We start from the raw sequence: 19424 nt of genomic DNA, 5'->3' as shown, positions 1-19424 counted from the left end.
CTGACTCAGGCTAGCGTATCACTACTTCACTGACAGTACGTTGCCTGCCTGAGTTCAGGATGCGCAATATCCCGCAAAATCGCCAGCCATACCATCAAACGCTGGCTGCCCCTCCGTTACTGCGCGGGTCGTGAGCGCTTTCAATCAGCCCGCCTGGGTGATGAACGATACCCCCCGCATGGCCCATGGTGTCGCTGAACGGTTCGTCGAGCACTTCGACGTCGTGCCCAGCCTCCTTGAGCGCTGCCACCAGTTTGGCGTCAAAACGATCCTCGAGTTTTAAATTCATGCTCGATTCGCCCCAGGTGCGGCCCAGGAGCCAACGGGGTGCGGTAACCGCCTGCTGCAACGGCATGTGATGAAACGCGTAGCGCGAGAAGACCGCGGCTTGTGTTTGCGGCTGACCCTCACCGCCCATGGTGCCGTAGACCATGGTGCGGCCATCGTTAAATCGGGCCAGCGCCGGGTTAAGCGTATGGAAAGGCTTGCGCCCCGGGGCCAGTCCGCGCAGCGCTTCGGGATCAAGCGAGAAGCTGATGCCGCGGTTCTGCCACAGCACGCCGCTTTCCGGCAGCACCACGCCACTGCCGAACTCCCAATAGATGCTTTGGATGAAGCTGACCGCGCGACCTTCGCTATCCACCGTGCCCATCCAGATGGTATCGCCTGGTGCTGGTTCGTGGGGCCAGGGCAGCGCTTTGGATGCGTCGATCTGGGCAGTCTCAGCGGCAATGCGTTCGTCGCTGAGTAGCCCTTGAAGCGAGCTGGGCACTCGTGCCGGGTCGGTCACGTATTGGTCGCGCAGCATGAATGCGCGCTTGGTGGCTTCAACTAGGCCATGCAGGTGATCAAAACCATTGGGCTCGGCGGCTTGAATACGCTCATAAATGGCAAGGATCATCAGCGACGCCACCCCTTGAGTGGGAGCGGGCAAATTATACAGGGTGGCATCGGCAAGGCTGACTTCCAGAGGCGTCACGCGTTGGGCACGATAGTCCTGGAAGTCTTTCAATCTCAGGGGGCTGCCCAATGCTTCCAGGTCGGCGGCCATACTCTGGGCCAACTCGCCGCGATAAAAATCATCCAGACCTGCCGTGGCCAATCGTTCCAGCGTCGCGGCTAAACGCGGCTGGCGCAGCCGGTCGCCTTCACGGGGCACTTGGCCATCGACCAGAAGCGCCTCGCTGAACCCGGGGCTTTGCGATAAGCGCTCGAGGTGCTTGGCGGTCAGCGTTTCCTGGCTCTTGGAAACCGCGACGCCTTTTTGTGCATGCTCAATGGCATCGGCCAGCAGGGTTGTCAGCGGCAGAGGCTTGCCCCAGTCGGCGGCAACCGTGAGCGCTTCCTGCCAGCCGCTTACCGTGCCGCCCATGGTGAGGGCCGCTTTGGGGCCGCGTTCGGGAATCTGAGTGTTACCGGCATAGAAATCCGCGTTGGCCAGACCCGCGGCTGGGCCGCAGGCATCAATGGCCACCGGCGCTTTGCCAGGCTCATGGATTAACCAGAAGCCATCACCGCCAAGGGCGTTCATGTGCGGATAGACAACGGCGATAGTGGCAGCGGCCGCGACCATGGCTTCTATGGCGTTGCCACCCTGCTTGAGTATATCCCGCCCGGCGCTGGCGGCGAGGTGGTGCGGCGCGACACAGCTACCGCTGAAGCTACGTTGGGTATGGAGCATAAGCTGTCCTTTTATTATTGAGCCTGAGGCTTACCAGCCAATGGCGGCGGGCAGCCAGGTGGCGATGCCTGGAAATAGTATCACCAAGGCAATGGCGAGAAACTGCAAAGCGATAAACGGTAGCACACCGAGATAGATATCCAGCGTTGTAACGCCCTTGGGGGCGACCCCTTTAAGGAAAAACAGTGACCAGCCAAAAGGTGGTGTCAAAAACGAGGTTTGCAGTACCAGCCCCACCAGGATGCCCAGCCACACCATGTCGACGCCCATCTGGATAAAAAAGGGCAAGAACAACGGCAGGGCGATATAGCTGATTTCGATCCACTCGAGAAAGAAGCCGAGTACAAACATCAGCAGCAGCATGAACAGCAGCGCGCCTATCTCTCCGCCAGGTACCCATTCGAACATACGTCCCACCAGATGCTCGCCGCCCAGACCGCGAAACGCGAGACCGAATACTTGCGCGCTGATCAGGATAAAGAACACCATGGATGAGATGATCAGCGTTGCCTTGGCGACTTCGGTCAAAAGGTTAATACTAAGCCGCCCGGAGCTGGCCACAAACACCAGGGCGCCCAGGGCACCCATGGCGGCGGCTTCAGTGGGTGCGGCAATGCCGCCGATGATCGAGCCGAGCACGGCAACGACCAGGCCTACCGGCGGACCTACCACCAGTATGACCTTGCGTAACAATTGCGCCTTGCCCATTTGGGCTCGCTCTTCGGCAGGGATAGGTGGCATTAGATGGGGTTTCCAGGCGGCGAGCGCCAGAATGGCGACAATGTACACCGCTGCCAGTGTCAATCCCGGCATCATGGCGGCGGCGAACATGGTGCCCACCGACTCACCCAGGATTTCTGCCAGTAGAATGAGTACCAGGCTGGGCGGAATTATCTGCCCCAGCGTGCCCGAGGCGCATATCATCCCGCTGGCAAGCGCTTTGGGATAGCCACGGCGCAGCAGGGTGGGAAGCGTGAGCAGGCCGAGCGTCACGATAGTGGCCCCGACGATGCCCGTGGCCGCACCGAGCAGCACGCCGACGAAGATGATCGCCACCCCCATGCCGCCCGATACATTACCGAATAGGTGGCCGACCACGTCGATCAGTTCGGCGGCGAGTTTTGACTTTTCAAGCATTACCCCCATGAACACGAAAAGCGGGATGGCCATGAAGGTGTAATTGGTCACCACGCCGTAGATGCGGGACGGTAGCAGGTTGAACAGCATCGGTCCAAAGCCGATAAAACCAAACACAAAGGCGGTTGTCGCGATGCTGATTGCCACTGGGATACCGATCAGCAGCATGATGAAAAAGGCCCCGATCATGCCGATCGCCAGCCATTCATTTAAAGACATAGGTCAGTCACCTTGTGCGGGGAGTGCGAACGCATTGCGCAACGCATGAGCGAGACCTTGCAGCGCAAGTAGGGTGAAACCGAAGGGAAGGAACGCTTTCAAAACCCAGCGGTAGGGTAGGCCGCCGGGATTGGGCGACCCCTCGCCGCGGCCAAAGGATTGCGCGACCCACGGAAGCGTCAGCCAGGCGATGTATGCGCCCATGATCAGCAGGGCGAGCCCGCCAAACACCTCGATGGTACGTTTTACAGGCACCGGGAAGTGCTCGTAAAAGACGTCGACACGAACCTGTTCGTCGTTAAGCAGTAGATACGCCATGCCGAACAGGGCAATGGGCGATATCAAGTGCCACTGCAGCTCTTGCAGCCACAGGGCACCGAAGTCGAACAGGTAGCGAAGTATTACGTCACCGGAGACCAACGCTACCAGCAGCACACAGGTCCAGGCGGCGATCCGGCCAAATAGCCGGACCAGCGCTTCGATACCCTTAACTAAATTTTCTACCGCTCGCATATCACACTCCGATGATATCGCTTAGCCAGGCACGCTCGCTGGCGCCTGCCCAGCGGTCGTGCTGAGCCTTGAAGGCCATGTAGCTGTCGTGGATTTTGCGCACGGCAGGGTCGGCGTTGGCCTCGGTTTGGAGGGTGTCCAGCGTGGCTTCGCGCAGTGCATTGACGATCGATTCAGGCAGTTGGTTGGCGATAACGCCGTGATTATCGACCAGGTCGGTCATGGCTTCGCCGTTGACGGCTTCCGACCAGGTCAGGCTTTCCAGACAGGCGGCCATGCACGCCGAACGAACAATCATTTGCAGGTCTGCTGGCAGGCTGTCCCAGTGGGATTTGGAAATCAGCAGCTCACCGGTGGTGGAGGGTTCGTGCCAGCCGGTGGTGTAATAGTATTTCGCAGCGTCCTGAAGTCCCATACGGCGGTCCTGGAATGGGCCGACGAATTCGGCGGCGTCTATCACGCCGCGTTCCAGTGCCGGGAAAATCTCACCGCCCGGCAGCACGCGGGCATCGACGCCAAGGGATGAGTAGACCTTGCCGGCCAGGCCGGGAACGCGCATGCGCAGGCCGTCAAGCTGACTGATGTCTTCAATCGGTTCGCGGAACCAGCCGGTCATTTGTACGCCGGTATTGTTCAGCGGGAAGGCGACCATGCCATACGGCTCGTAAAGCTCGTGCCAAAGCTCGAGACCGCCGCCGTGGTAAAGCCATGCCATATGGCCCATAAAGCTCATGCCGAACGGCACGGTGGTGAAATACTGGGCGGCAAAGGTCGTGCCCGACCAGAAGTAGCTATTGGCCGCGTTCATTTGGATAGTGCCGCTCTGTACCGCTTCAAACCCCTCGAGCGCCGGGATCAACTCACCCGCCGCAAAGTGTTGAATATTGAGGCGGCCGCCCGACATGGTGTTGATTTTTTCGATGACATCGGTGGGGCTGCCGGGGCCTTCGACATAAAACGGAGAACCTGGCCCGTAGGCATTGGTCATGCGCCAGTTGAAGGTCTCGGACGACTGTGCTCGCGCAATGCTGGGTGCTCCCAATACCAATCCGGCAGTGGAAGAGACAGCGGCAGTGGTAAGAAACTTGCGGCGTGTAAAGGTCATGGGTCACCTCTTGGCGGTCGAGAAATAAAATTTGTCCCACCAAGGTGTTAGCAATCGCCATGCCATAAAATCGATTTTATTTTAAATAAAAGATTTTTACAGCGCTTATCGGCTGTCGCTTACCGTTGCAGTGGCGGTCAGTGCACTCGGATGGCGCGCCAGTTACGCTTTGCGCACCATCTTGAGGCGGTTATGTGCCAACGTTGATGGAAATGACGTTGCCGGTTAGAGAAGGGTGGTTGGGCCGGGAATGCTTGACAGTTGAATAAGGGCTGAGTAACATACGCGCCACCTCGACGAGGCATTGCGACGTCCCATTCGTCTAGTGGTCCAGGACACCGCCCTTTCACGGCGGTAACAGGGGTTCGAACCCCCTATGGGACGCCAACTGAATCGTTAAGGTATCGGAGTGCGGGAATAGCTCAGTGGTAGAGCATCGCCTTGCCAAGGCGAGGGTCGGGAGTTCGAATCTCCTTTCCCGCTCCAATTAGGTGTGTGGTAAAGCAGACGAGGGTCGTGAGCTGGAACGCCAGCCCGGTCGAATCTCCTTTCCCGCTCCAATTGCGTCCCATTCGTCTAGTGGTCCAGGACACCGCCCTTTCACGGCGGTAACAGGGGTTCGAACCCCCTATGGGACGCCATCCGATAGCGAGAATGCATTAAGCGTAGCGTGACAGAGCGGGAATAGCTCAGCGGTAGAGCATCGCCTTGCCAAGGCGAGGGTCGGGAGTTCGAATCTCCTTTCCCGCTCCAATAGCGTGATTTGCAGTGATGGATAGGCCCGAGGGTCGGGAGCTGGTACGCCAGCCCGGTCAAATCACCTTTCCCGCTCCAAACAACATTACGCTTACATCTGTGTCCCATTCGTCTAGTGGTCCAGGACACCGCCCTTTCACGGCGGTAACAGGGGTTCGAACCCCCTATGGGACGCCATCTCGTACTTGTCTTTTGCGTTGCGGGAATAGCTCAGTGGTAGAGCATCGCCTTGCCAAGGCGAGGGTCGGGAGTTCGAATCTCCTTTCCCGCTCCAAGCGCATACTTAGATAGGGCATACTGCCTAGGGTCGTGAGCTGGGGCGCCAGCCCGGTCGAATCGTCTTTCCCGCTCCAAGCGCACCCACCTCTATCTTTCTCTTCTCCCGTTGTTTGTTTATCGCCTTCCGGGACAGAACTGTTTGAAAAAATAGTTTGCGCCCTAATATCTAACGTCTACGCATGTGATGACTTCCTTATTTTTGCTGACAGGACATATTTATGGCCGAACCGGCATTGTCGATACGTGGCCTTACCAAGGAGTACGGTAACGGCTTTCAAGCGTTAAAAGGTATTGATCTCGACGTCCAGCAGGGCGATTTTTTTGCGCTCCTGGGCCCCAATGGCGCAGGCAAGTCCACTACCTTGGGCGTGGTTTGTTCGCTGGTGCAGAAAACCCAGGGGCAGGTGTCGGTCTTTGGTATCGATATCGATAAAGACTTCTCCAAAGCGAAATATCAGATTGGCGTGGTCCCGCAAGAGTTTAATTTTAACCAGTTCGAGAAAGTGCTCGATATCGTGCTGGCGCAAGCGGGCTATTACGGCATGACGCGTCGTGAGGCGCTGCCTCGCGCCGAGCAGCTGTTGACCGATCTGGGGCTGTGGGACAAGCGCAATGGTAGCGCACGCATGTTGTCCGGCGGCATGAAACGCCGCCTGATGATTGCGCGCGCCTTGATGCACCGGCCTAAATTGCTGATCCTCGACGAGCCGACCGCGGGCGTGGATATCGAGCTACGCCGCAGCATGTGGGAGTACATGCGCCGCATCAATCGTGACGAAGGCACTACGATCATTTTGACGACGCATTACCTGGAAGAGGCCGAGAGCCTGTGCCGCAATATCGCGATCATTAACCACGGCGAAATCGTCCGTAATACCAGTGTCCGTGAGTTGCTCACCGAACTGAGCCGGGAGACCTTTCTGCTGGACCTTGCTGGCCCTGTCAGCGAGCCCCCCGTGGTGGAGGGCTTTGACATACAGCGGGTGGAAGCCTCGCAGCTATCCTTGGTGATTCATCGCGGCCAGCGGCTTAACGATGTGTTTGGTGCATTAACCGAGCAGGGCTTGCAGGTCGTCTCCATGCGCAACCGTGCCAACCGCCTTGAGGAGATGTTTGTGTCGATGGTGGAAGGCAGTCAGAACGCGATCGACCAACGGGCAGAGCAGCCTCAAACCCAGGAGGCGCAGGTATGAACGCCAGCCAAACGCTCATCGCCTTGTGGACGCTGGTGCTCAAGGAGATCAAGCGCTTCACGCGAATATGGCCGCAAACCTTGTTGCCACCCTCTATCACCATGGCCATGTACTTTATTATATTTGGCAATCTGATCGGCTCGCGTATTGGGGCGATGGACGGCTTCACCTACATGGATTTTATTGTCCCCGGCCTGATCATGATGTCGGTGATCACCAACAGCTATTCCAACGTGGCCTCCAGCTTCTTCTCGAACAAGTTCCAGCGTTCGATCGAGGAGATGATGGTCTCGCCGATGCCTAACTGGGTCATCTTATCCGGTTTCATCTTTGGCGGTATGGCCCGTGGTCTTGGTGTCGGTTTGATCGTGACCATCGTGTCGCTGTTTTTCACTCGTCTTACCGTCGAGCATCCGTTTTTGACCGTGCTGGTGGTGGTGCTGACGTCGGCGCTATTCTCCATCGGTGGCTTTATCAACGCGCTGTTGGCCAATAAATTCGACGATATTTCCATCGTGCCGACCTTTATCCTCACGCCGCTGACCTACCTCGGTGGGGTGTTTTACTCGATTTCCATGCTGCCCGACTTCTGGCAGGGCGTGTCGATGCTCAATCCGATTCTGTACATGGTGAATGTTTTCCGCTATGGCTTTCTGGGGGTATCGGATATCCCGGTTGGCTGGGCCTTGGCAGCCGTGCTGGGCTTCATCGTCGTGCTGTTTATCGTCGCGCTTCGCATGTTGGAGCGCGGTAAAGGAATCCGGAGTTAAGTCATGTCGCATCGACCCGAAACGCTGATGGAGGCGCCATTGGGGCGCGAATCCGCCTATCCGGAAGCGTATGACCCAGACCTTCTGTACCCGATTCCCCGGGCGGCGAACCGAGCCGCCTTGGATATTGATGAGGGCAGTCTGCCGTTTGTCGGCGAGGACGAGTGGCATGCGTTTGAGGTTTCCTGGCTGAACGAGCGTGGCAAACCGGTAGTGGCCGTCGCACGCTTTCGTTTGCCCGCCGATTCACCCAATCTGATCGAGTCGAAATCCTGGAAGCTATACCTCAACAGCTTCAACCAGACCCGCTTTGCCCACTGCGACGATGTGATCGCGAGGCTGACCCAGGATTTAGCGGGTGCCGCAAAAGCACCGATCAGCGTCGAGCTGTTTGATGTGGACGCTGACGCCCTGGCACCTCAGCAATTGCCGGGAGAGTCCCTGGACGCCCTTGATATCGAGGTAAGCGATTACACACCCAGCGCTGATCATCTGACGACAGGGGATCTGGTGGTGGAAGAGACACTGTACTCGCACCTCTTGAAATCCAACTGCCCGGTGACCGGTCAGCCGGATTGGGGCAGCGTGATGATTCGCTACACAGGGCCGAAGATCGAGCGCGAGGGGCTATTGCGCTATTTGATCGGTTATCGCCAGCATCAGGACTTTCACGAGCATTGCGTCGAGCATATTTTTACCGACCTGATGCGGCGCGCCAAACCCAGTGAATTATTGGTGCTGGCGCGTTATGTGCGGCGCGGCGGGTTGGATATCAGCCCCTGGCGTGCGACACCGGGACTGGCGCCGCCCAGCCCGTTGCGTCTGGCAAGACAATAAATGATTGCGCTAAAGTAGCGCTCATCTCATTGAATCGATGGAGTCATCATGGACGCACTTACGCTGCTGCACGAACGTAGCTCCATGGGCAAGCTGAACGAGCCTGCGCCCAACGCCGAGCAGCTTGGCGCTATCTACCAGGCTGCGCTGCGTGCCCCTGACCATAAAGAGCTGCGCCCCTGGCGGTTTATCGAATTCAGCGGCGAAGGGCGCGAACGCCTGGGCGAGCTGTTCGCCGAGGCCGAGTTTCAGGAAGACCCGCATGCCGGAGATTCCGTGCTTGACTCGGCGCGCAAAAAACCGCTGCGAGCGCCGATGATCATTGCCGTGATCGCCAAGGTGACGCCGGACATCCCCAAAGTGCCCAAGATGGAGCAGGTAATCTCTGCCGGCTGCGCGGCCCACGGTATTCTGCTGGCGGCTCATGCGCTCGGTTTGGGGGCCATGTGGCGCAGCGGCAAGTATGCCTTCGACCCCGTGGTGCGCAAGGGGTTAGGCCTGGAAGACGACGACGAGGTCGTTGCGTTTGTTTATCTGGGCACCCCCGCAGGTCGCCACAAGCCGCTTCCTGAGCATCAAGCTGATGACTTTGTCGAACGCTGGAGTTAGCCATGGCCGCCAGTCGTCAAGCAGGCGTACCGTATCCGCGCTTAGCATTACCCGAAGGGCCTGATGACCTTGCTGCCTTTCAGCAGTGGTTAAGCGAGGCGATTCCCATGGTGGGGGCACTGGGCATCACACGGATGGATCGCCAGGGTGACACGCTTACCTGGCAACTGGCGCTGGCGCCCAACCTGAATGATAAGGGCACCGGTTTTGGCGGTGCACTCACCGCCCAAGCGACACTGCTGGGCTGGTGCTGGGTAACGCTATGGCTGCGCGCGCAGGGCAGAGCACAAGATGTGGTCGTCGCCGACGCCAGCCAGCGCTTTCATGCGCCGGTGACGAGCGATTACCGTATGGTATGCAGCCCGCAAGACTCCCAAGGCCCGGAAAAACTCGCCGGCAGGCTTCATGAACGCGGTAGAGGGCGGATTGCGCTGGACCAAAAGCTCTATTGCGGTAACACGCTGTGCCTGGAGGCGACCGGCAGTTACGCGGTTCTTCCTGAGGCTTGATCCGAAAACGGCTTGCTATTTGGCAGCTTAGCCCATAGAATACGCGCCGTTCTGTTGGGAAAAGCACCGCTGGTCTCAAAAGAGCAAACAACGCGGAGGAGTGTCCGAGTGGTCGAAGGAGCACGCCTGGAAAGTGTGTAAGTCGAAAGGCTTCGAGGGTTCGAATCCCTCCTCCTCCGCCAAGATTTTTTGAAGGGGAATCAACATCTTATGTTGATTCCCCTTCTTCGTTTATGGCCTTGGGAGCAGTTTTGGGAACAAGGCTGGGAAGGCTACCCTTACAAATTTTCCGAAAGAACTTCTCGCATCAGGACTTCCGTTGCCATTCCCGGTTTCTGGGGAAGCCCCCTGGAATCAATATTTAGCTTATAGCTAAAAATATCGATATTTCTTCGCTATAAGCTATAATGTTCGTGATGAAGACGATCACTTACCGAAAAAGCGCGTTAAAAGCGTTGCAGCGGATGCCACGCACAGAGGCGCAACGCATACAAGGCAAAATCAAGGCCTATGCGTCAGACCCTGCAAGTCAACGCAATAATGTGAAGGCGTTGAAGGGGAGCGATTATATTCGCCTGCGGGTGGGCGATTGGCGGGTGATCATTGATGAACGTGGCGATGTGTTAGACATCATTAACATCGGTGCCCGTGGTGACGTGTACCAATAACGCACCAGGCAATTAACAGGAGGCGGCATGAGCACACCTCAGGTGATTCAAACGCCCACCGGCGAACGGTTGGTGGTACTGCCCGAGCAGGAGTACAAGGCGCTGCTTGCGCGGTTGGAAGACCAGGACGATATTGATGCGGCCAATGCGGTGGTGGCTCGCGGTGAGGAGTCGTTCCCCTTGACGGTGGTGGATGCGCTGCTGGAGGGGGTAGCCCCCGTGAAAGTGTACCGCGAATATCGTGGCCTACGCGCCGGTGAACTGGCGATCAAAGCAGGCATAAGCCAGGGGTACCTTTCTGAAATAGAGGCAGGTAAAAAGACTGGCTCGCTAAGTGTGCTAACGCGCATTGCCAACGCGCTGGATGTTGAGCTAAGCGACCTTACCTAGCGACCACGGTTTCTCTTATATCCCATGAACGGCAACCTGCTTGAGTCAGCTGCACCCCCTGTTTTCTGCCCTCCTTGCACACAGGTAGCGCCATAGGCGTATCATGGCCTTAGCGTACAAGGAGAATGGCAACCAATGGCTCGAAATCGCACATTACTTAGTGCTGTCGTTCTTCTGCTACCCAGGTTGTTGCACTTTGCCTGGCGAGTATTGTGCAATTTTCTGAAGAACCGCGGCATTCTGCTGGCGGGAGGGGTGGGGTACAACGTCCTGTTGTCCATCGTGCCGCTGTTTGCTCTGCTGGTTGTGTTGTTAGCGCAAGTCGTGGACGAGCAGCATCTTCTCAATGTGTTGGCGTTACAGGCGCGTCATTTAACGCCTGCCAATGCCGAGGTTTTGCTGGAAGCCGTAAGAGGGATACTGGATTCTCGCGATGTGATCGGCATTTTCGGCTTTCCGATCATGCTGCTTTTCAGCTCGTTCGCTTTTCGGATGCTCGAGGATGCGCTGGCGATTATTTTCCATGCGCCAGAGACGCCACATATCAAGCGCAGTGCCTGGGTGTCCGTGATGCTGCCATATGCCTTCATGCTGGTGCTTGGGGCAGGATTGATGGCGTTAACCCTGGTCGTGACCCTGGCGAGTTCGCTCAATACGATGGTGCTGGCAATTTTCGAGCGGGAACTGCCGCTGGCGCAATTTTCCGAGCCGGTGCTTAATCTGATCAGCTTTGTCGGCGTTTTCCTGTTATTCAGCGCCATCTACAAGGTGCTGCCGGTTGTGCGTATCGCCTTGAGGCGAGCGGTAGTTGGCGGTTTTGTTGCAGCGCTGTTATGGGAAGGTGTACGGCTGTTGCTGGTCTATTATTTCACGCACCTTTCTTTGGTCAACGCCGTCTATGGCTCTCTGGCGACACTGGTGATTGTGCTGCTCAGCCTTGAAATTGGCGCGATCATCTTATTGCTGGGTGCCCAGGTGATTGCCGAACTGGAACGTAATACTCGCCTAAGCCTGCCATGGTATATCGACCCTGACCACCAGCCCGTCACCCGGCTGGAATGATCTGACACCCCCACTCATGACCCCTTGCCAGGGGATAACTTGGTGATACAGAGGCGGATCAACTGCTATTTATGTCCAGCCACTTGTGGGGGAGCGGCCTGGGCGCGCAAGATGGTCGTAATGTTCATTTCGGAGTCGTCATCTTATGCGTGTTTTCGCCAATCCCGTCGGCACGGGGAATCTCTGGTTCGACAATCTCAGCACCGCAGACGGCACCCCTGTCGGCTATGATCCCCAGGCGCGGGCGTTCGTGCCGATGCCTCCCTTTTGCGCCAACCGGGAAAGAATCGGCTGCAACTGGATAGCGCCAGAGGAGGGGGCGTTTTGCCGGTCCTGCGCCATGACGGCACTGGCGCCTGATCCTTCCATCCCCGATGCCATCCCGAACTGGGCGCAGACCGAAGCGGCCAAGCGCTGGGTGTTGGATAACCTGGGACGCTGGCACTGGTTCCGGCCCGAAGATCCGGGGGCGCGGCCTGTGTTTCATCTGCTTGCTGAAGGCCCTACCCCTGTTCCCATGGGGCATGCGCAGGGTGTGGTGACCATCAGCGTTGCGGAAATGGACCCGGTGCTGCTCACCACGCGCCGAGAAGCCCTGGAAGAGCCTTACCGGACCATGATTGGCCATATGCGCCATGAAATTGCCCACATGCTGTGGTGGCGGTTGAGCCTGCGCGAGGATTTTCTGGATGCCTTCCGCGCCATGTTCGGCGACGAGCGGATCGATTATCCAGCCGCGTTGCGTTACCACTATGAAAATGGGCCACCGCCGGAGTGGAAGCAGCATTATCTGACGAGTTACGCTTCAGCGCATCCCCACGAAGACTGGGCCGAAACGGCGGCGCACCTGCTTCATCTGACCGATATTGCCGATAGTTTTGTCGCCACAGGCCTGTCGTCGCCGCAAATACCCAGCGCCGGTTGGGACCCGTATTCGGAGCCTGACGCAGGCCAGTTGATTCACATTGCCGCCTCCGTGACCGTGGGTGTCAACCACATCAATCGCTCTATGGGGTTATCGGATCTTTATCCGTTTGTGCTCTCGGAGCATGCGCGTCACAAGCTGGCCTTTGTGCATAACTGGTTAAGGCGCGGCGCGCAGGGGCTTTAAACGCCTCGGAGGGCAGAGGCTCAATGCTCTTGGCGCAGTGCCGTGCCTAATGTCGAGAAATAGTCGTCAAATAGCCGATTGATGCGTTCGCGCTGCTCGCCTTGGGGATATAGCCCCTTTGCGGCTTCCGGCGAGGCCTTGCTGCCCTTGACCAGAAAGTGGTTGGTGATGGAGGCATCCTGTACAAAGGCTTCGAAAGCGCGGGCGCAGAGTTCTTCGGGGCGGCTGTAGTACAGCTGGCCAAGTTGTTTATCCATCCGGGCAGAGTGCCTGAAAAGCTCGCTCGGCTGGTCGCCTTCCGGCTGCAGTAAAATGGCCTGAAAGCAGTGCATTAACCGATCATTAAGTGGATGGGGAACAGGCTTGGCATCCGCAAGCCAGGCAGTCGAGGCAAACAGGCCGCTTGGCGTGCCGCGAAAGCACTTGGTGACAATGTAGTGATCGAATGCATGAAACCACTCGTGAGCGATACTTCCGGGGCCCGCGTTTTTGGCCAGTGCAAAGCTGCGCTGGCTGGGGTCGTAATGGGCGGACACGCCCGGCCTACCGCCGCTACCGTACTGCAAGGCGAGCGAGCCGCGTAGCGAAATCAATGCTTCAGGTCCCCGCAAAATCAACATTAAATCGCATAGCGCATCGTGGAAAAGTTCCGCTGCACGGTCGCGTTCGGCGTTGGTCACCCAACGGCCAATCTCGATAGAACGAAAATCAAACTGGCGACGAATCAGCGCAAAGCTACTGGCGTGCGCTTGGCGGTGGATCGGTCCGTTACGATAAAATTCACGTGCACTGATACTCACGGTATGGCTCGCTCAGGGGGCAAGAGACGTCGTAGCCTCATGATATCGTTTAAGCATCTGGTTTGCGCGGTGTGTGCGTGCCACAATCGACCAACGCCTGTATTGACCAGTAAGGAATGCAATGAAGTCGAGTATTAATGTAGGCCTTGTCGGCTACGGTTTTGCCAGCAAAACGTTTCATGCCCCGCTGATTCAGGCGACCGAAGGTCTGGATCTGGTCGCTGTCTCCTCGAGCGATGCAGCAAAAGTGCATGCCGACCTGCCCGATGTCGAGGTCGAAAGCAAAGCGGTGGCGTTATGCGAGCGCAAGGATATCGACCTGATCGTGATTCCTACACCCAATGACACCCACTTTCCGCTTGCCAAGGCGGCACTGACGGCAGGCAAGCATGTGGTGGTCGATAAACCCTTTACCGTTACGCTTTCTGAAGCCAAGCAGCTAAAAGCATTAGCGACGGACAAGGAGCGAAGGGTGTCGGTGTTCCATAACCGGCGTTGGGACAGCGACTTCCTGACCATCAAGGCACTGCTTGAGGCGGGTACGCTTGGGCGCGTGACCGGGTTTGAGTCGCATTTTGATCGTTTCCGGCCTGAAGTGCGCGATCGCTGGCGGGAAAAGGCGACGCCAGGCGGCGGTATCTGGTATGACCTGGGGCCACATCTTCTGGATCAAGCCTGCGAACTGTTTGGCATGCCAAGCGCCATTTTGCTGGAACTGGACGCGTTGCGTGATGGGGCCAAGGCCGATGATGACTTCCTGGCCCTGCTTGAGTATGAAGGGTTTCGCGTCACGCTTGCGGCGGGCACCCTGGTGGCTGAACCCACGCCGCGCTTCCGGATTCATGGCACCCAGGGAAGTTTCGTCAAGTACGGCCTGGACCCTCAGGAAGATCGCTTGAAAGCCGGTGAGTCGCCTACCTCCCAGTGGGGCGAAGATAACCAGCACGGTACGCTGACGCTGCGGGAAGGCGAGGGAGAAAGCGCCCCACTGGTAAGCCACGAATACCCCACCCAGCATGGCGATTACCTGGCGTATTACCAGGGGGTCGCCCGTGCGCTCCTCGATGAAGCGCCCATGCCGGTGAGTATTGACGATGCGCTGCGCAGCATGTCACTTCTGGAAGCTGGCCTTGACAGCCATCGCCAACGGCGCTGGATCTCGCTGAAAAATCATCTCTAAGCATGATGCAAGACTGGGACGATCGGCGGGTCGTCCTGTTTCAAAGCAGATTCGTCGCGCTATTGCGTTTATCTTCACGAAGTTTATCGCGGGCAATGTACAGCGCGGCGATTGCCCGTGCTTCATGAAAATCCTCCCGCATTAACAAGGCGGGAAGTTCTTCCAGCGCATGGGTTTCCACGATCAATGGCTCGGGCTCGTCGCCCGGAAGTCGCTTGGGGTAAAGGTCAGTCGCCAGCAATACCTGCATCCGGTGGCGCATATAATTGGGCGCCAGGGAAAGCTCGGCGAGTGGCTCAAGGTGATGCGCACCGAAGCCGCATTCTTCCATTAATTCCCGATTAGCCGCGGTGACGATGTCTTCGCCAGGGTCTACCAAGCCTTTGGGTAATGTCAGCACGTAATCTTCGAAGCCCGCTGCGTATTCGCGGATCAACAACACGTGTTCCGGGTCGGGCATGGCGACGATCATTACCGCGCCTCTATCGGCACCGGTCAAGCGCTCAAACTGACGCTCCTCGCCGTTGGAGAAGCACAAGTCCAGCGCTTCAATCTGAAACAAGCGACTTTGTGCCACGGTATTGCGCGCCGTGATCTGCGGTTTTTTCAGATAGCCGGGCGAGGTGTGATCGGCGGTTGAGTCGTGTTGGGACATCGAGCCTCCATGGCTGGTAAACGGCAGTTGGGCTACAATAGCACGCTTATAACTTTCACGATGGGAGTGGCAATGATCGAGTGGAGTGAAATTGATACCGTGCTATTGGACATGGACGGTACGCTGCTGGACCTGCACTTTGACAGCCACTTCTGGCTAGAGCATTTACCACGCCGCTACGTGGAACTTCATCAGTTGGATGAAGCCTCCCAGGACACGATTCGTGCCCGTATTATCGGCGAGCAGGGTACGCTTAACTGGTACAGTTTAGCCTATTGGAGCCGCGAGCTGGGCGTCGATATCGTGGCACTCAAGCGCGAGGTGCAGCACCTGATCGGCCTGCGCGGCGACGCCCTGGATTTTCTGACCTGGCTCAAGCAGGCCCATCCGCGTGTGATACTGGCAACCAATGCTGACCGGGCCAGCCTGGCCCTCAAGCTGCCGCTCACGGGGTTGGAAAACTACCTGGATGCCATCATTTCATCGGAAGACGTCGGTGCGGCAAAAGAAGAGCAGGCGTTTTGGTCAGCGCTGCAGGCGCTCGAACCGTTCGATCCCGCGAGAACATTATTTATCGACGACAACCCTCACGTGCTTGCCAGCGCCCGGACCTTTGGTATCCGCTATCTGATGGGCATCAAGCAGCCCGATAGCCAGCGGCCTGAAAAGGCGCTTGAGGAATTTGTCGCCCTGGACCGATTTGCCCAACTGCTGCCGCATGCTTGAGCAGCAAGGAGAGCGTTAATGAGCGATAGCGTTCGCTTGGATAAATGGCTGTGGGCCGCGCGGTTCTTTAAAACCCGCGCGCTGGCCAAGAAGGCCATCGAAGGTGGCAAGGTGCAATACGACGGCACCCGCGCCAAAACCAGCAAAAACGTTGAGTTGGGTGCACTGATCAAGGTGCCCCAGGGCTGGGACGTGTACGAGGTAGAAGTGACCGCGTTGTCAGATCAGCGGAAGGGTGCTCCCGAAGCCCGCAAACTGTACGCCGAAACCCAGGAAAGCGTTGAGCGCCGCGCCCGTGAGGCCGAGGCACGGCGGTTGAACAACGAAGTCATGCAGCATCCGATCAAGCGGCCTGACAAAAAACAACGCCGCGATATCCAGCGTTTCCAACGCGAGCAAGGGGGCTGAGCTCCCCGCTCGTCGGTTCCTTTTTTTATTTCCCCCAACGGTTGTCTTATGTCTGACCAAATCCAACGTTTCCTGTTTGACCAAACCAATGTGCGCGGCGAAATCGTGACGCTATCCAACGCCTACCATGAAGTGCTTGACCGTCATGCCTACCCACCTGCAGTCAACCAGCTGCTGGGCGAATTATTGGCCGCCGTTGCATTGCTGACGGATACCGTAAAGCTGGACGGGACCCTCAGCATAGAAGTTCGTGGCCAGGGCGAACTGTCGCTGTTGATGGCGGAATCCAACCCAGGTGGCGAGTTGCGGGCCATTGCCCGGATTGCCGATGGCGGCGCTTTACCCAGTGAGCACGCCAGCTTTCGTGACCTGGTCGGTGACGGGCAGATCGTGATTACCCTCGACCCCCGCGGCGGCAATCGCTATCAGGGGGTGGTTGCACTTGATCACGATACCTTGAGTGGATGTCTGGAGGCCTATTTCAGCCAGTCGGAGCAACTGCCCACACGGCTATGGCTGGCCGCGGACGGTGAGCGGGCAGGGGGCTTGCTGCTGCAGCGCCTGCCGGACGCCTCCCAGAACCAGGACGTGGACGCCTGGGAGCGCAGCGTGCACCTGGCCGATACCATCAAGCCCGAAGAGTTGCTGGGTCTTGAGCAGCGTGAAGTGCTGTACCGGCTCTATCATGAGGAGACAGTGCGCGTCTTCGAGCCGAAAGCGCTGCGCTTTGGCTGTACCTGCTCTCGCGAGCGTATGAGTAGCGGATTGTTGACACTGGGTGGTGCCGAGCTGCGGGATATTTTGCGCGAACAGGGTGAAATCAATACCCAGTGCCACTTTTGCCACACGAAATATCACTACACGGCCGCGGATATTGAAAGTTTATTGGACAACCCTGACGCGCCGTCACCCACGATCCATTGATTTTGTAGTCATGTCGGTAAAGACCCATGTTTAAAACGCCACTGACGGGCGCGAGCCATACCAGTCACTTGGGCTCATTGGCCAAACAGTTGTTTGAAAAAATACTGCGCCGCAACACAAAATATAGTGTCAATGTTGTAGTTTAACTACAACATATTTGCTTCTAGCCCCCGTTTTCCGGGGGCTTTCTTTTTGCCATAATGCGCCGGACTTAAGCGCCCAGCCACGTGCCGGGATGAACTTTAAGGCGTCGGTGGCGCCCGGTAATCGAGAAAATCCAGGAATCGACATGACCACGACTCAAGCCGCTCATCAAGCCCACGTTAACCTCTGTAGCGCCGAATTGATCGAGCGCGCCGTGGCGCGTGGCGAAGGCCGCCTGTCGGCAAACGGTGCTCTGGTAGTGAACACGGGCATTCGCACCGGGCGTTCACCGAAAGACCGCTTTATCGTTGATGAACCCTCTACTCGTGACAGCATTGACTGGGGCAGCGTCAATCGGCCTTTTGATGCGGACAAGTTCTCGGCGCTCTGGTCGCGGGTTGAAGATTATCTGGGCGCACGCGAGCATTTCGTTTCCGAGTTGCACGTAGGCAGCGACGACGTTCATTACCTGCCAGTACGGGTTCAAACGGAAACCGCCTGGCAAAATCTGTTCGGGCGTACCATGTTTGTGCGGCCTCAGGTGTTTAACCCGGCCGTCAAAGATGAGTGGACCATTCTCAACGCCGCCGATTTTGCCTGTGACCCCAGCCGCGACGGCACGTCCTCCGAAGGGTGTGTAATCATTAACTTCGCCGAGAAGAAGGTGCTTATCGCCGGTATGCGCTACGCAGGTGAAATGAAGAAAGCCATGTTCTCGGTGCAAAACTTCCTGCTGCCTGACGCCGATGTGCTGCCCATGCACTGCTCAGCCAACGTGGGTGAAGATGGCGAAACCTGCCTGTTCTTCGGCCTTTCCGGTACCGGCAAAACCACCCTTTCCGCCGATCCGGCGCGCTACCTGATCGGTGACGACGAGCATGCCTGGGGCGACGGTATCGTGTTCAACATGGAAGGCGGCTGCTACGCGAAGTGCATCGACCTGTCCGAAAAGAACGAGCCGGTGATCTGGAACGCCATCAAGTTCGGCACCGTGCTGGAAAACGTAGTGCTGGACGACCGTCGCGAGCCGGATTACATCGACGATAGCCTGACCCAGAACTCGCGTGCCGCCTACCCGCTGGAGCACGTTGAAAAGCGCGTGCCGGAAAACCTTGCGGGTGAACCCAACGCCATTGTGTTCTTGACCTGCGACATGTCCGGCGTGCTGCCGCCGGTATCGGTACTTTCCAAGGAAGCGGCGGCGTATCACTTCCTGTCGGGCTACACCGCCAAGGTGGGCTCGACGGAAATGGGTTCTTCTGAAGGGCTGGCGGCGACGTTTTCTACCTGTTTCGGCGCTCCCTTTTTCCCGCGTCCGGCGCGGGAATACGCCGACCTGCTGATCAAGCGTGTAGATAAGCAAGGCGCTCAGGTGTACCTGGTGAATACTGGCTGGACGGGCGGTGCCTTTGGTGAGGGCGGTGCACGCTTTTCCATTCCAACCACTCGCGCCATTATCAGCGCGATCCAGTCCGGTGTGCTGCGCGATGTGCAAACCAAGCACATCGATGGATTGAACCTGGACGTCCCCGTCGCGGTGCCGGGCGTGGATTCAAGCCTGCTTGATCCGCGCGATACTTGGGAAGACCGCACGGCTTATGACCGTCACCTGCAAGAGTTGGTTACCAAGTTTGTCGATAACTTCAAGAAATTTGAAGGCGTTAACCAGGCGATTGTGAATGCAGGTCCGCAGTTGACTTGATCTTGAGGCCTAGCCTGTAAGGTTTAGAACGCAAGCACCACTAAAG

Annotated in this window: 20 protein-coding genes and 7 tRNA genes; 21 read left to right on the top strand and 6 right to left on the bottom strand. The window is 57.6% G+C overall.

Annotated features, from left to right (window positions below; translation table 11 throughout):
- Positions 1 to 94 precede the first annotated feature (94 nt).
- From ADS46_RS06715 to ADS46_RS06700, 4 genes are read right to left on the bottom strand one after another with little or no spacing between them, the layout of a single operon-like run.
- Positions 95 to 1681, bottom strand: coding sequence for a gamma-glutamyltransferase family protein (locus tag ADS46_RS06715; RefSeq protein ID WP_066317938.1), 1587 nt, complete (start codon positions 1679 to 1681; stop codon positions 95 to 97).
- A gap of 30 nt (positions 1682 to 1711) precedes the next feature.
- A complete protein-coding gene (locus tag ADS46_RS06710; RefSeq protein WP_066317935.1) occupies positions 1712 to 3037 on the bottom strand; it encodes a TRAP transporter large permease in 1326 nt (441 codons plus the stop codon).
- 3 nt (positions 3038 to 3040) lie between these two features.
- Positions 3041 to 3550: a TRAP transporter small permease subunit gene (locus ADS46_RS06705; RefSeq protein ID WP_066317932.1), complete on the bottom strand. Its 510-nt coding sequence runs from the start codon at positions 3548 to 3550 to the stop codon at positions 3041 to 3043.
- Position 3551: 1 nt separating this feature from the next.
- Positions 3552 to 4655, bottom strand: a complete 1104-nt coding sequence (locus ADS46_RS06700; protein ID WP_066317930.1) for a TRAP transporter substrate-binding protein — start codon at positions 4653 to 4655, stop codon at positions 3552 to 3554.
- Positions 4656 to 4966: 311 nt separating this feature from the next.
- Between ADS46_RS06700 and ADS46_RS06695 the strand changes: the two genes are divergently transcribed.
- The 16 genes from ADS46_RS06695 (at position 4967) to ADS46_RS06620 (ending at position 12839) form a co-directional block, all read left to right on the top strand.
- A tRNA-Glu gene (locus tag ADS46_RS06695) sits at positions 4967 to 5042 on the top strand.
- Positions 5043 to 5066: 24 nt separating this feature from the next.
- Positions 5067 to 5141 (top strand) — tRNA-Gly (locus tag ADS46_RS06690).
- A gap of 79 nt (positions 5142 to 5220) precedes the next feature.
- Positions 5221 to 5296 (top strand) — tRNA-Glu (locus ADS46_RS06685).
- 37 nt (positions 5297 to 5333) lie between these two features.
- A tRNA-Gly gene (locus ADS46_RS06680) sits at positions 5334 to 5408 on the top strand.
- Positions 5409 to 5512: 104 nt separating this feature from the next.
- Positions 5513 to 5588, top strand: a tRNA-Glu gene (locus tag ADS46_RS06675).
- A gap of 22 nt (positions 5589 to 5610) precedes the next feature.
- Positions 5611 to 5685, top strand: a tRNA-Gly gene (locus tag ADS46_RS06670).
- A 223-nt stretch (positions 5686 to 5908) separates the two neighbouring features.
- Positions 5909 to 6883: an ABC transporter ATP-binding protein gene (locus ADS46_RS06665; protein ID WP_066317929.1), complete on the top strand. Its 975-nt coding sequence runs from the start codon at positions 5909 to 5911 to the stop codon at positions 6881 to 6883.
- Positions 6880 to 7653 carry an ABC transporter permease gene (locus ADS46_RS06660; RefSeq protein WP_066317928.1) on the top strand — a complete coding sequence of 258 codons (774 nt, stop codon included), beginning with the start codon at positions 6880 to 6882 and terminating at the stop codon, positions 7651 to 7653. Before ADS46_RS06665 ends, ADS46_RS06660 begins: the two co-directional genes overlap by 4 nt.
- A 3-nt stretch (positions 7654 to 7656) precedes the next feature.
- Entirely contained in the window at positions 7657 to 8490 is an 834-nt protein-coding gene (gene queF / locus ADS46_RS06655; protein WP_066317925.1) for an NADPH-dependent 7-cyano-7-deazaguanine reductase QueF, read from the top strand.
- Positions 8491 to 8538: 48 nt separating this feature from the next.
- Positions 8539 to 9099, top strand: coding sequence for a nitroreductase family protein (locus ADS46_RS06650; protein ID WP_066317923.1), 561 nt, complete (start codon positions 8539 to 8541; stop codon positions 9097 to 9099).
- Positions 9100 to 9101: 2 nt separating this feature from the next.
- The gene (locus ADS46_RS06645) at positions 9102 to 9608 is read left to right on the top strand and encodes a YiiD C-terminal domain-containing protein (RefSeq protein ID WP_066317918.1); all 507 of its coding nucleotides are present in this window, start codon (positions 9102 to 9104) and stop codon (positions 9606 to 9608) included.
- A gap of 94 nt (positions 9609 to 9702) precedes the next feature.
- Positions 9703 to 9790, top strand: a tRNA-Ser gene (locus ADS46_RS06640).
- 234 nt (positions 9791 to 10024) lie between these two features.
- Positions 10025 to 10276 (top strand): type II toxin-antitoxin system RelE family toxin, encoded by a 252-nt coding sequence (locus ADS46_RS06635; protein WP_066318175.1) that lies wholly within the window; start codon positions 10025 to 10027, stop codon positions 10274 to 10276.
- 27 nt (positions 10277 to 10303) lie between these two features.
- Complete coding sequence (locus ADS46_RS06630) at positions 10304 to 10666, top strand: helix-turn-helix domain-containing protein (RefSeq protein WP_066317917.1); 363 nt, start codon at positions 10304 to 10306, stop codon at positions 10664 to 10666.
- 135 nt (positions 10667 to 10801) lie between these two features.
- Positions 10802 to 11728: a YihY/virulence factor BrkB family protein gene (locus ADS46_RS06625; RefSeq protein WP_066317916.1), complete on the top strand. Its 927-nt coding sequence runs from the start codon at positions 10802 to 10804 to the stop codon at positions 11726 to 11728.
- A 145-nt stretch (positions 11729 to 11873) separates the two neighbouring features.
- Positions 11874 to 12839 carry a zinc-binding metallopeptidase family protein gene (locus ADS46_RS06620; RefSeq protein ID WP_066317915.1) on the top strand — a complete coding sequence of 322 codons (966 nt, stop codon included), beginning with the start codon at positions 11874 to 11876 and terminating at the stop codon, positions 12837 to 12839.
- A 20-nt stretch (positions 12840 to 12859) separates the two neighbouring features.
- Here ADS46_RS06620 and ADS46_RS06615 read toward each other — a convergent pair whose 3' ends face one another.
- Positions 12860 to 13639, bottom strand: a complete 780-nt coding sequence (locus tag ADS46_RS06615) for a CLCA_X family protein (RefSeq protein ID WP_066317914.1) — start codon at positions 13637 to 13639, stop codon at positions 12860 to 12862.
- A gap of 121 nt (positions 13640 to 13760) precedes the next feature.
- On the opposite strand from ADS46_RS06615, the gene ADS46_RS06610 reads away from it, so the two are divergent.
- The gene (locus ADS46_RS06610) at positions 13761 to 14819 is read left to right on the top strand and encodes an oxidoreductase (protein WP_066317907.1); all 1059 of its coding nucleotides are present in this window, start codon (positions 13761 to 13763) and stop codon (positions 14817 to 14819) included.
- Between the two features lie 40 nt (positions 14820 to 14859).
- Here the strand turns inward: ADS46_RS06610 and nudE are convergent, their stop codons facing one another.
- Positions 14860 to 15474 (bottom strand): ADP compounds hydrolase NudE, encoded by a 615-nt coding sequence (gene nudE, locus ADS46_RS06605; RefSeq protein ID WP_066317905.1) that lies wholly within the window; start codon positions 15472 to 15474, stop codon positions 14860 to 14862.
- Between the two features lie 72 nt (positions 15475 to 15546).
- Here nudE and yrfG point away from each other — a divergent pair, with 72 nt between their 5' ends.
- The 4 genes from yrfG (at position 15547) to ADS46_RS06585 (ending at position 19378) form a co-directional block, all read left to right on the top strand.
- Positions 15547 to 16200, top strand: a complete 654-nt coding sequence (gene yrfG / locus ADS46_RS06600; RefSeq protein WP_066317904.1) for a GMP/IMP nucleotidase — start codon at positions 15547 to 15549, stop codon at positions 16198 to 16200.
- 18 nt (positions 16201 to 16218) lie between these two features.
- The gene (gene hslR / locus ADS46_RS06595) at positions 16219 to 16608 is read left to right on the top strand and encodes a ribosome-associated heat shock protein Hsp15 (RefSeq protein WP_066317902.1); all 390 of its coding nucleotides are present in this window, start codon (positions 16219 to 16221) and stop codon (positions 16606 to 16608) included.
- Between the two features lie 48 nt (positions 16609 to 16656).
- Positions 16657 to 17532: an Hsp33 family molecular chaperone HslO gene (hslO, locus tag ADS46_RS06590; RefSeq protein ID WP_066317900.1), complete on the top strand. Its 876-nt coding sequence runs from the start codon at positions 16657 to 16659 to the stop codon at positions 17530 to 17532.
- Between the two features lie 289 nt (positions 17533 to 17821).
- On the top strand, positions 17822 to 19378 hold the full coding sequence (locus tag ADS46_RS06585; protein ID WP_066317899.1) for a phosphoenolpyruvate carboxykinase: 1557 nt from the start codon (positions 17822 to 17824) through the stop codon (positions 19376 to 19378).
- The last annotated feature ends 46 nt before the right edge of the window (positions 19379 to 19424 follow it).

The sequence above is a fragment of the Halomonas sp. G11 genome, from assembly GCF_001663515.1.
In the GTDB taxonomy this organism is placed as follows: domain Bacteria; phylum Pseudomonadota; class Gammaproteobacteria; order Pseudomonadales; family Halomonadaceae; genus Vreelandella.
The sequence above is the reverse complement of the archived record's forward strand: the minus strand, read 5'-3'. Positions and strand labels throughout refer to the sequence as shown.

What these genes read in the sequence shown, in the direction of transcription:
- ADS46_RS06630 (WP_066317917.1), top strand. Translation starts at nt 10,304, where the DNA reads ATGAGCACACCTCAGGTGATTCAAACGCCCACCGGCGAACGGTTGGTG.
- ADS46_RS06710 (WP_066317935.1), bottom strand. Translation starts at nt 3,037, where the DNA reads ATGTCTTTAAATGAATGGCTGGCGATCGGCATGATCGGGGCCTTTTTC.
- ADS46_RS06660 (WP_066317928.1), top strand. Translation starts at nt 6,880, where the DNA reads ATGAACGCCAGCCAAACGCTCATCGCCTTGTGGACGCTGGTGCTCAAG.
- ADS46_RS06625 (WP_066317916.1), top strand. Translation starts at nt 10,802, where the DNA reads ATGGCTCGAAATCGCACATTACTTAGTGCTGTCGTTCTTCTGCTACCC.
- ADS46_RS06665 (WP_066317929.1), top strand. Translation starts at nt 5,909, where the DNA reads ATGGCCGAACCGGCATTGTCGATACGTGGCCTTACCAAGGAGTACGGT.
- ADS46_RS06620 (WP_066317915.1), top strand. Translation starts at nt 11,874, where the DNA reads ATGCGTGTTTTCGCCAATCCCGTCGGCACGGGGAATCTCTGGTTCGAC.
- nudE (WP_066317905.1), bottom strand. Translation starts at nt 15,474, where the DNA reads ATGTCCCAACACGACTCAACCGCCGATCACACCTCGCCCGGCTATCTG.
- hslO (WP_066317900.1), top strand. Translation starts at nt 16,657, where the DNA reads ATGTCTGACCAAATCCAACGTTTCCTGTTTGACCAAACCAATGTGCGC.
- hslR (WP_066317902.1), top strand. Translation starts at nt 16,219, where the DNA reads ATGAGCGATAGCGTTCGCTTGGATAAATGGCTGTGGGCCGCGCGGTTC.
- ADS46_RS06715 (WP_066317938.1), bottom strand. Translation starts at nt 1,681, where the DNA reads ATGCTCCATACCCAACGTAGCTTCAGCGGTAGCTGTGTCGCGCCGCAC.
- ADS46_RS06635 (WP_066318175.1), top strand. Translation starts at nt 10,025, where the DNA reads ATGAAGACGATCACTTACCGAAAAAGCGCGTTAAAAGCGTTGCAGCGG.
- ADS46_RS06645 (WP_066317918.1), top strand. Translation starts at nt 9,102, where the DNA reads ATGGCCGCCAGTCGTCAAGCAGGCGTACCGTATCCGCGCTTAGCATTA.
- yrfG (WP_066317904.1), top strand. Translation starts at nt 15,547, where the DNA reads ATGATCGAGTGGAGTGAAATTGATACCGTGCTATTGGACATGGACGGT.
- ADS46_RS06705 (WP_066317932.1), bottom strand. Translation starts at nt 3,550, where the DNA reads ATGCGAGCGGTAGAAAATTTAGTTAAGGGTATCGAAGCGCTGGTCCGG.
- ADS46_RS06585 (WP_066317899.1), top strand. Translation starts at nt 17,822, where the DNA reads ATGACCACGACTCAAGCCGCTCATCAAGCCCACGTTAACCTCTGTAGC.
- ADS46_RS06610 (WP_066317907.1), top strand. Translation starts at nt 13,761, where the DNA reads ATGAAGTCGAGTATTAATGTAGGCCTTGTCGGCTACGGTTTTGCCAGC.
- ADS46_RS06650 (WP_066317923.1), top strand. Translation starts at nt 8,539, where the DNA reads ATGGACGCACTTACGCTGCTGCACGAACGTAGCTCCATGGGCAAGCTG.
- queF (WP_066317925.1), top strand. Translation starts at nt 7,657, where the DNA reads ATGTCGCATCGACCCGAAACGCTGATGGAGGCGCCATTGGGGCGCGAA.
- ADS46_RS06700 (WP_066317930.1), bottom strand. Translation starts at nt 4,655, where the DNA reads ATGACCTTTACACGCCGCAAGTTTCTTACCACTGCCGCTGTCTCTTCC.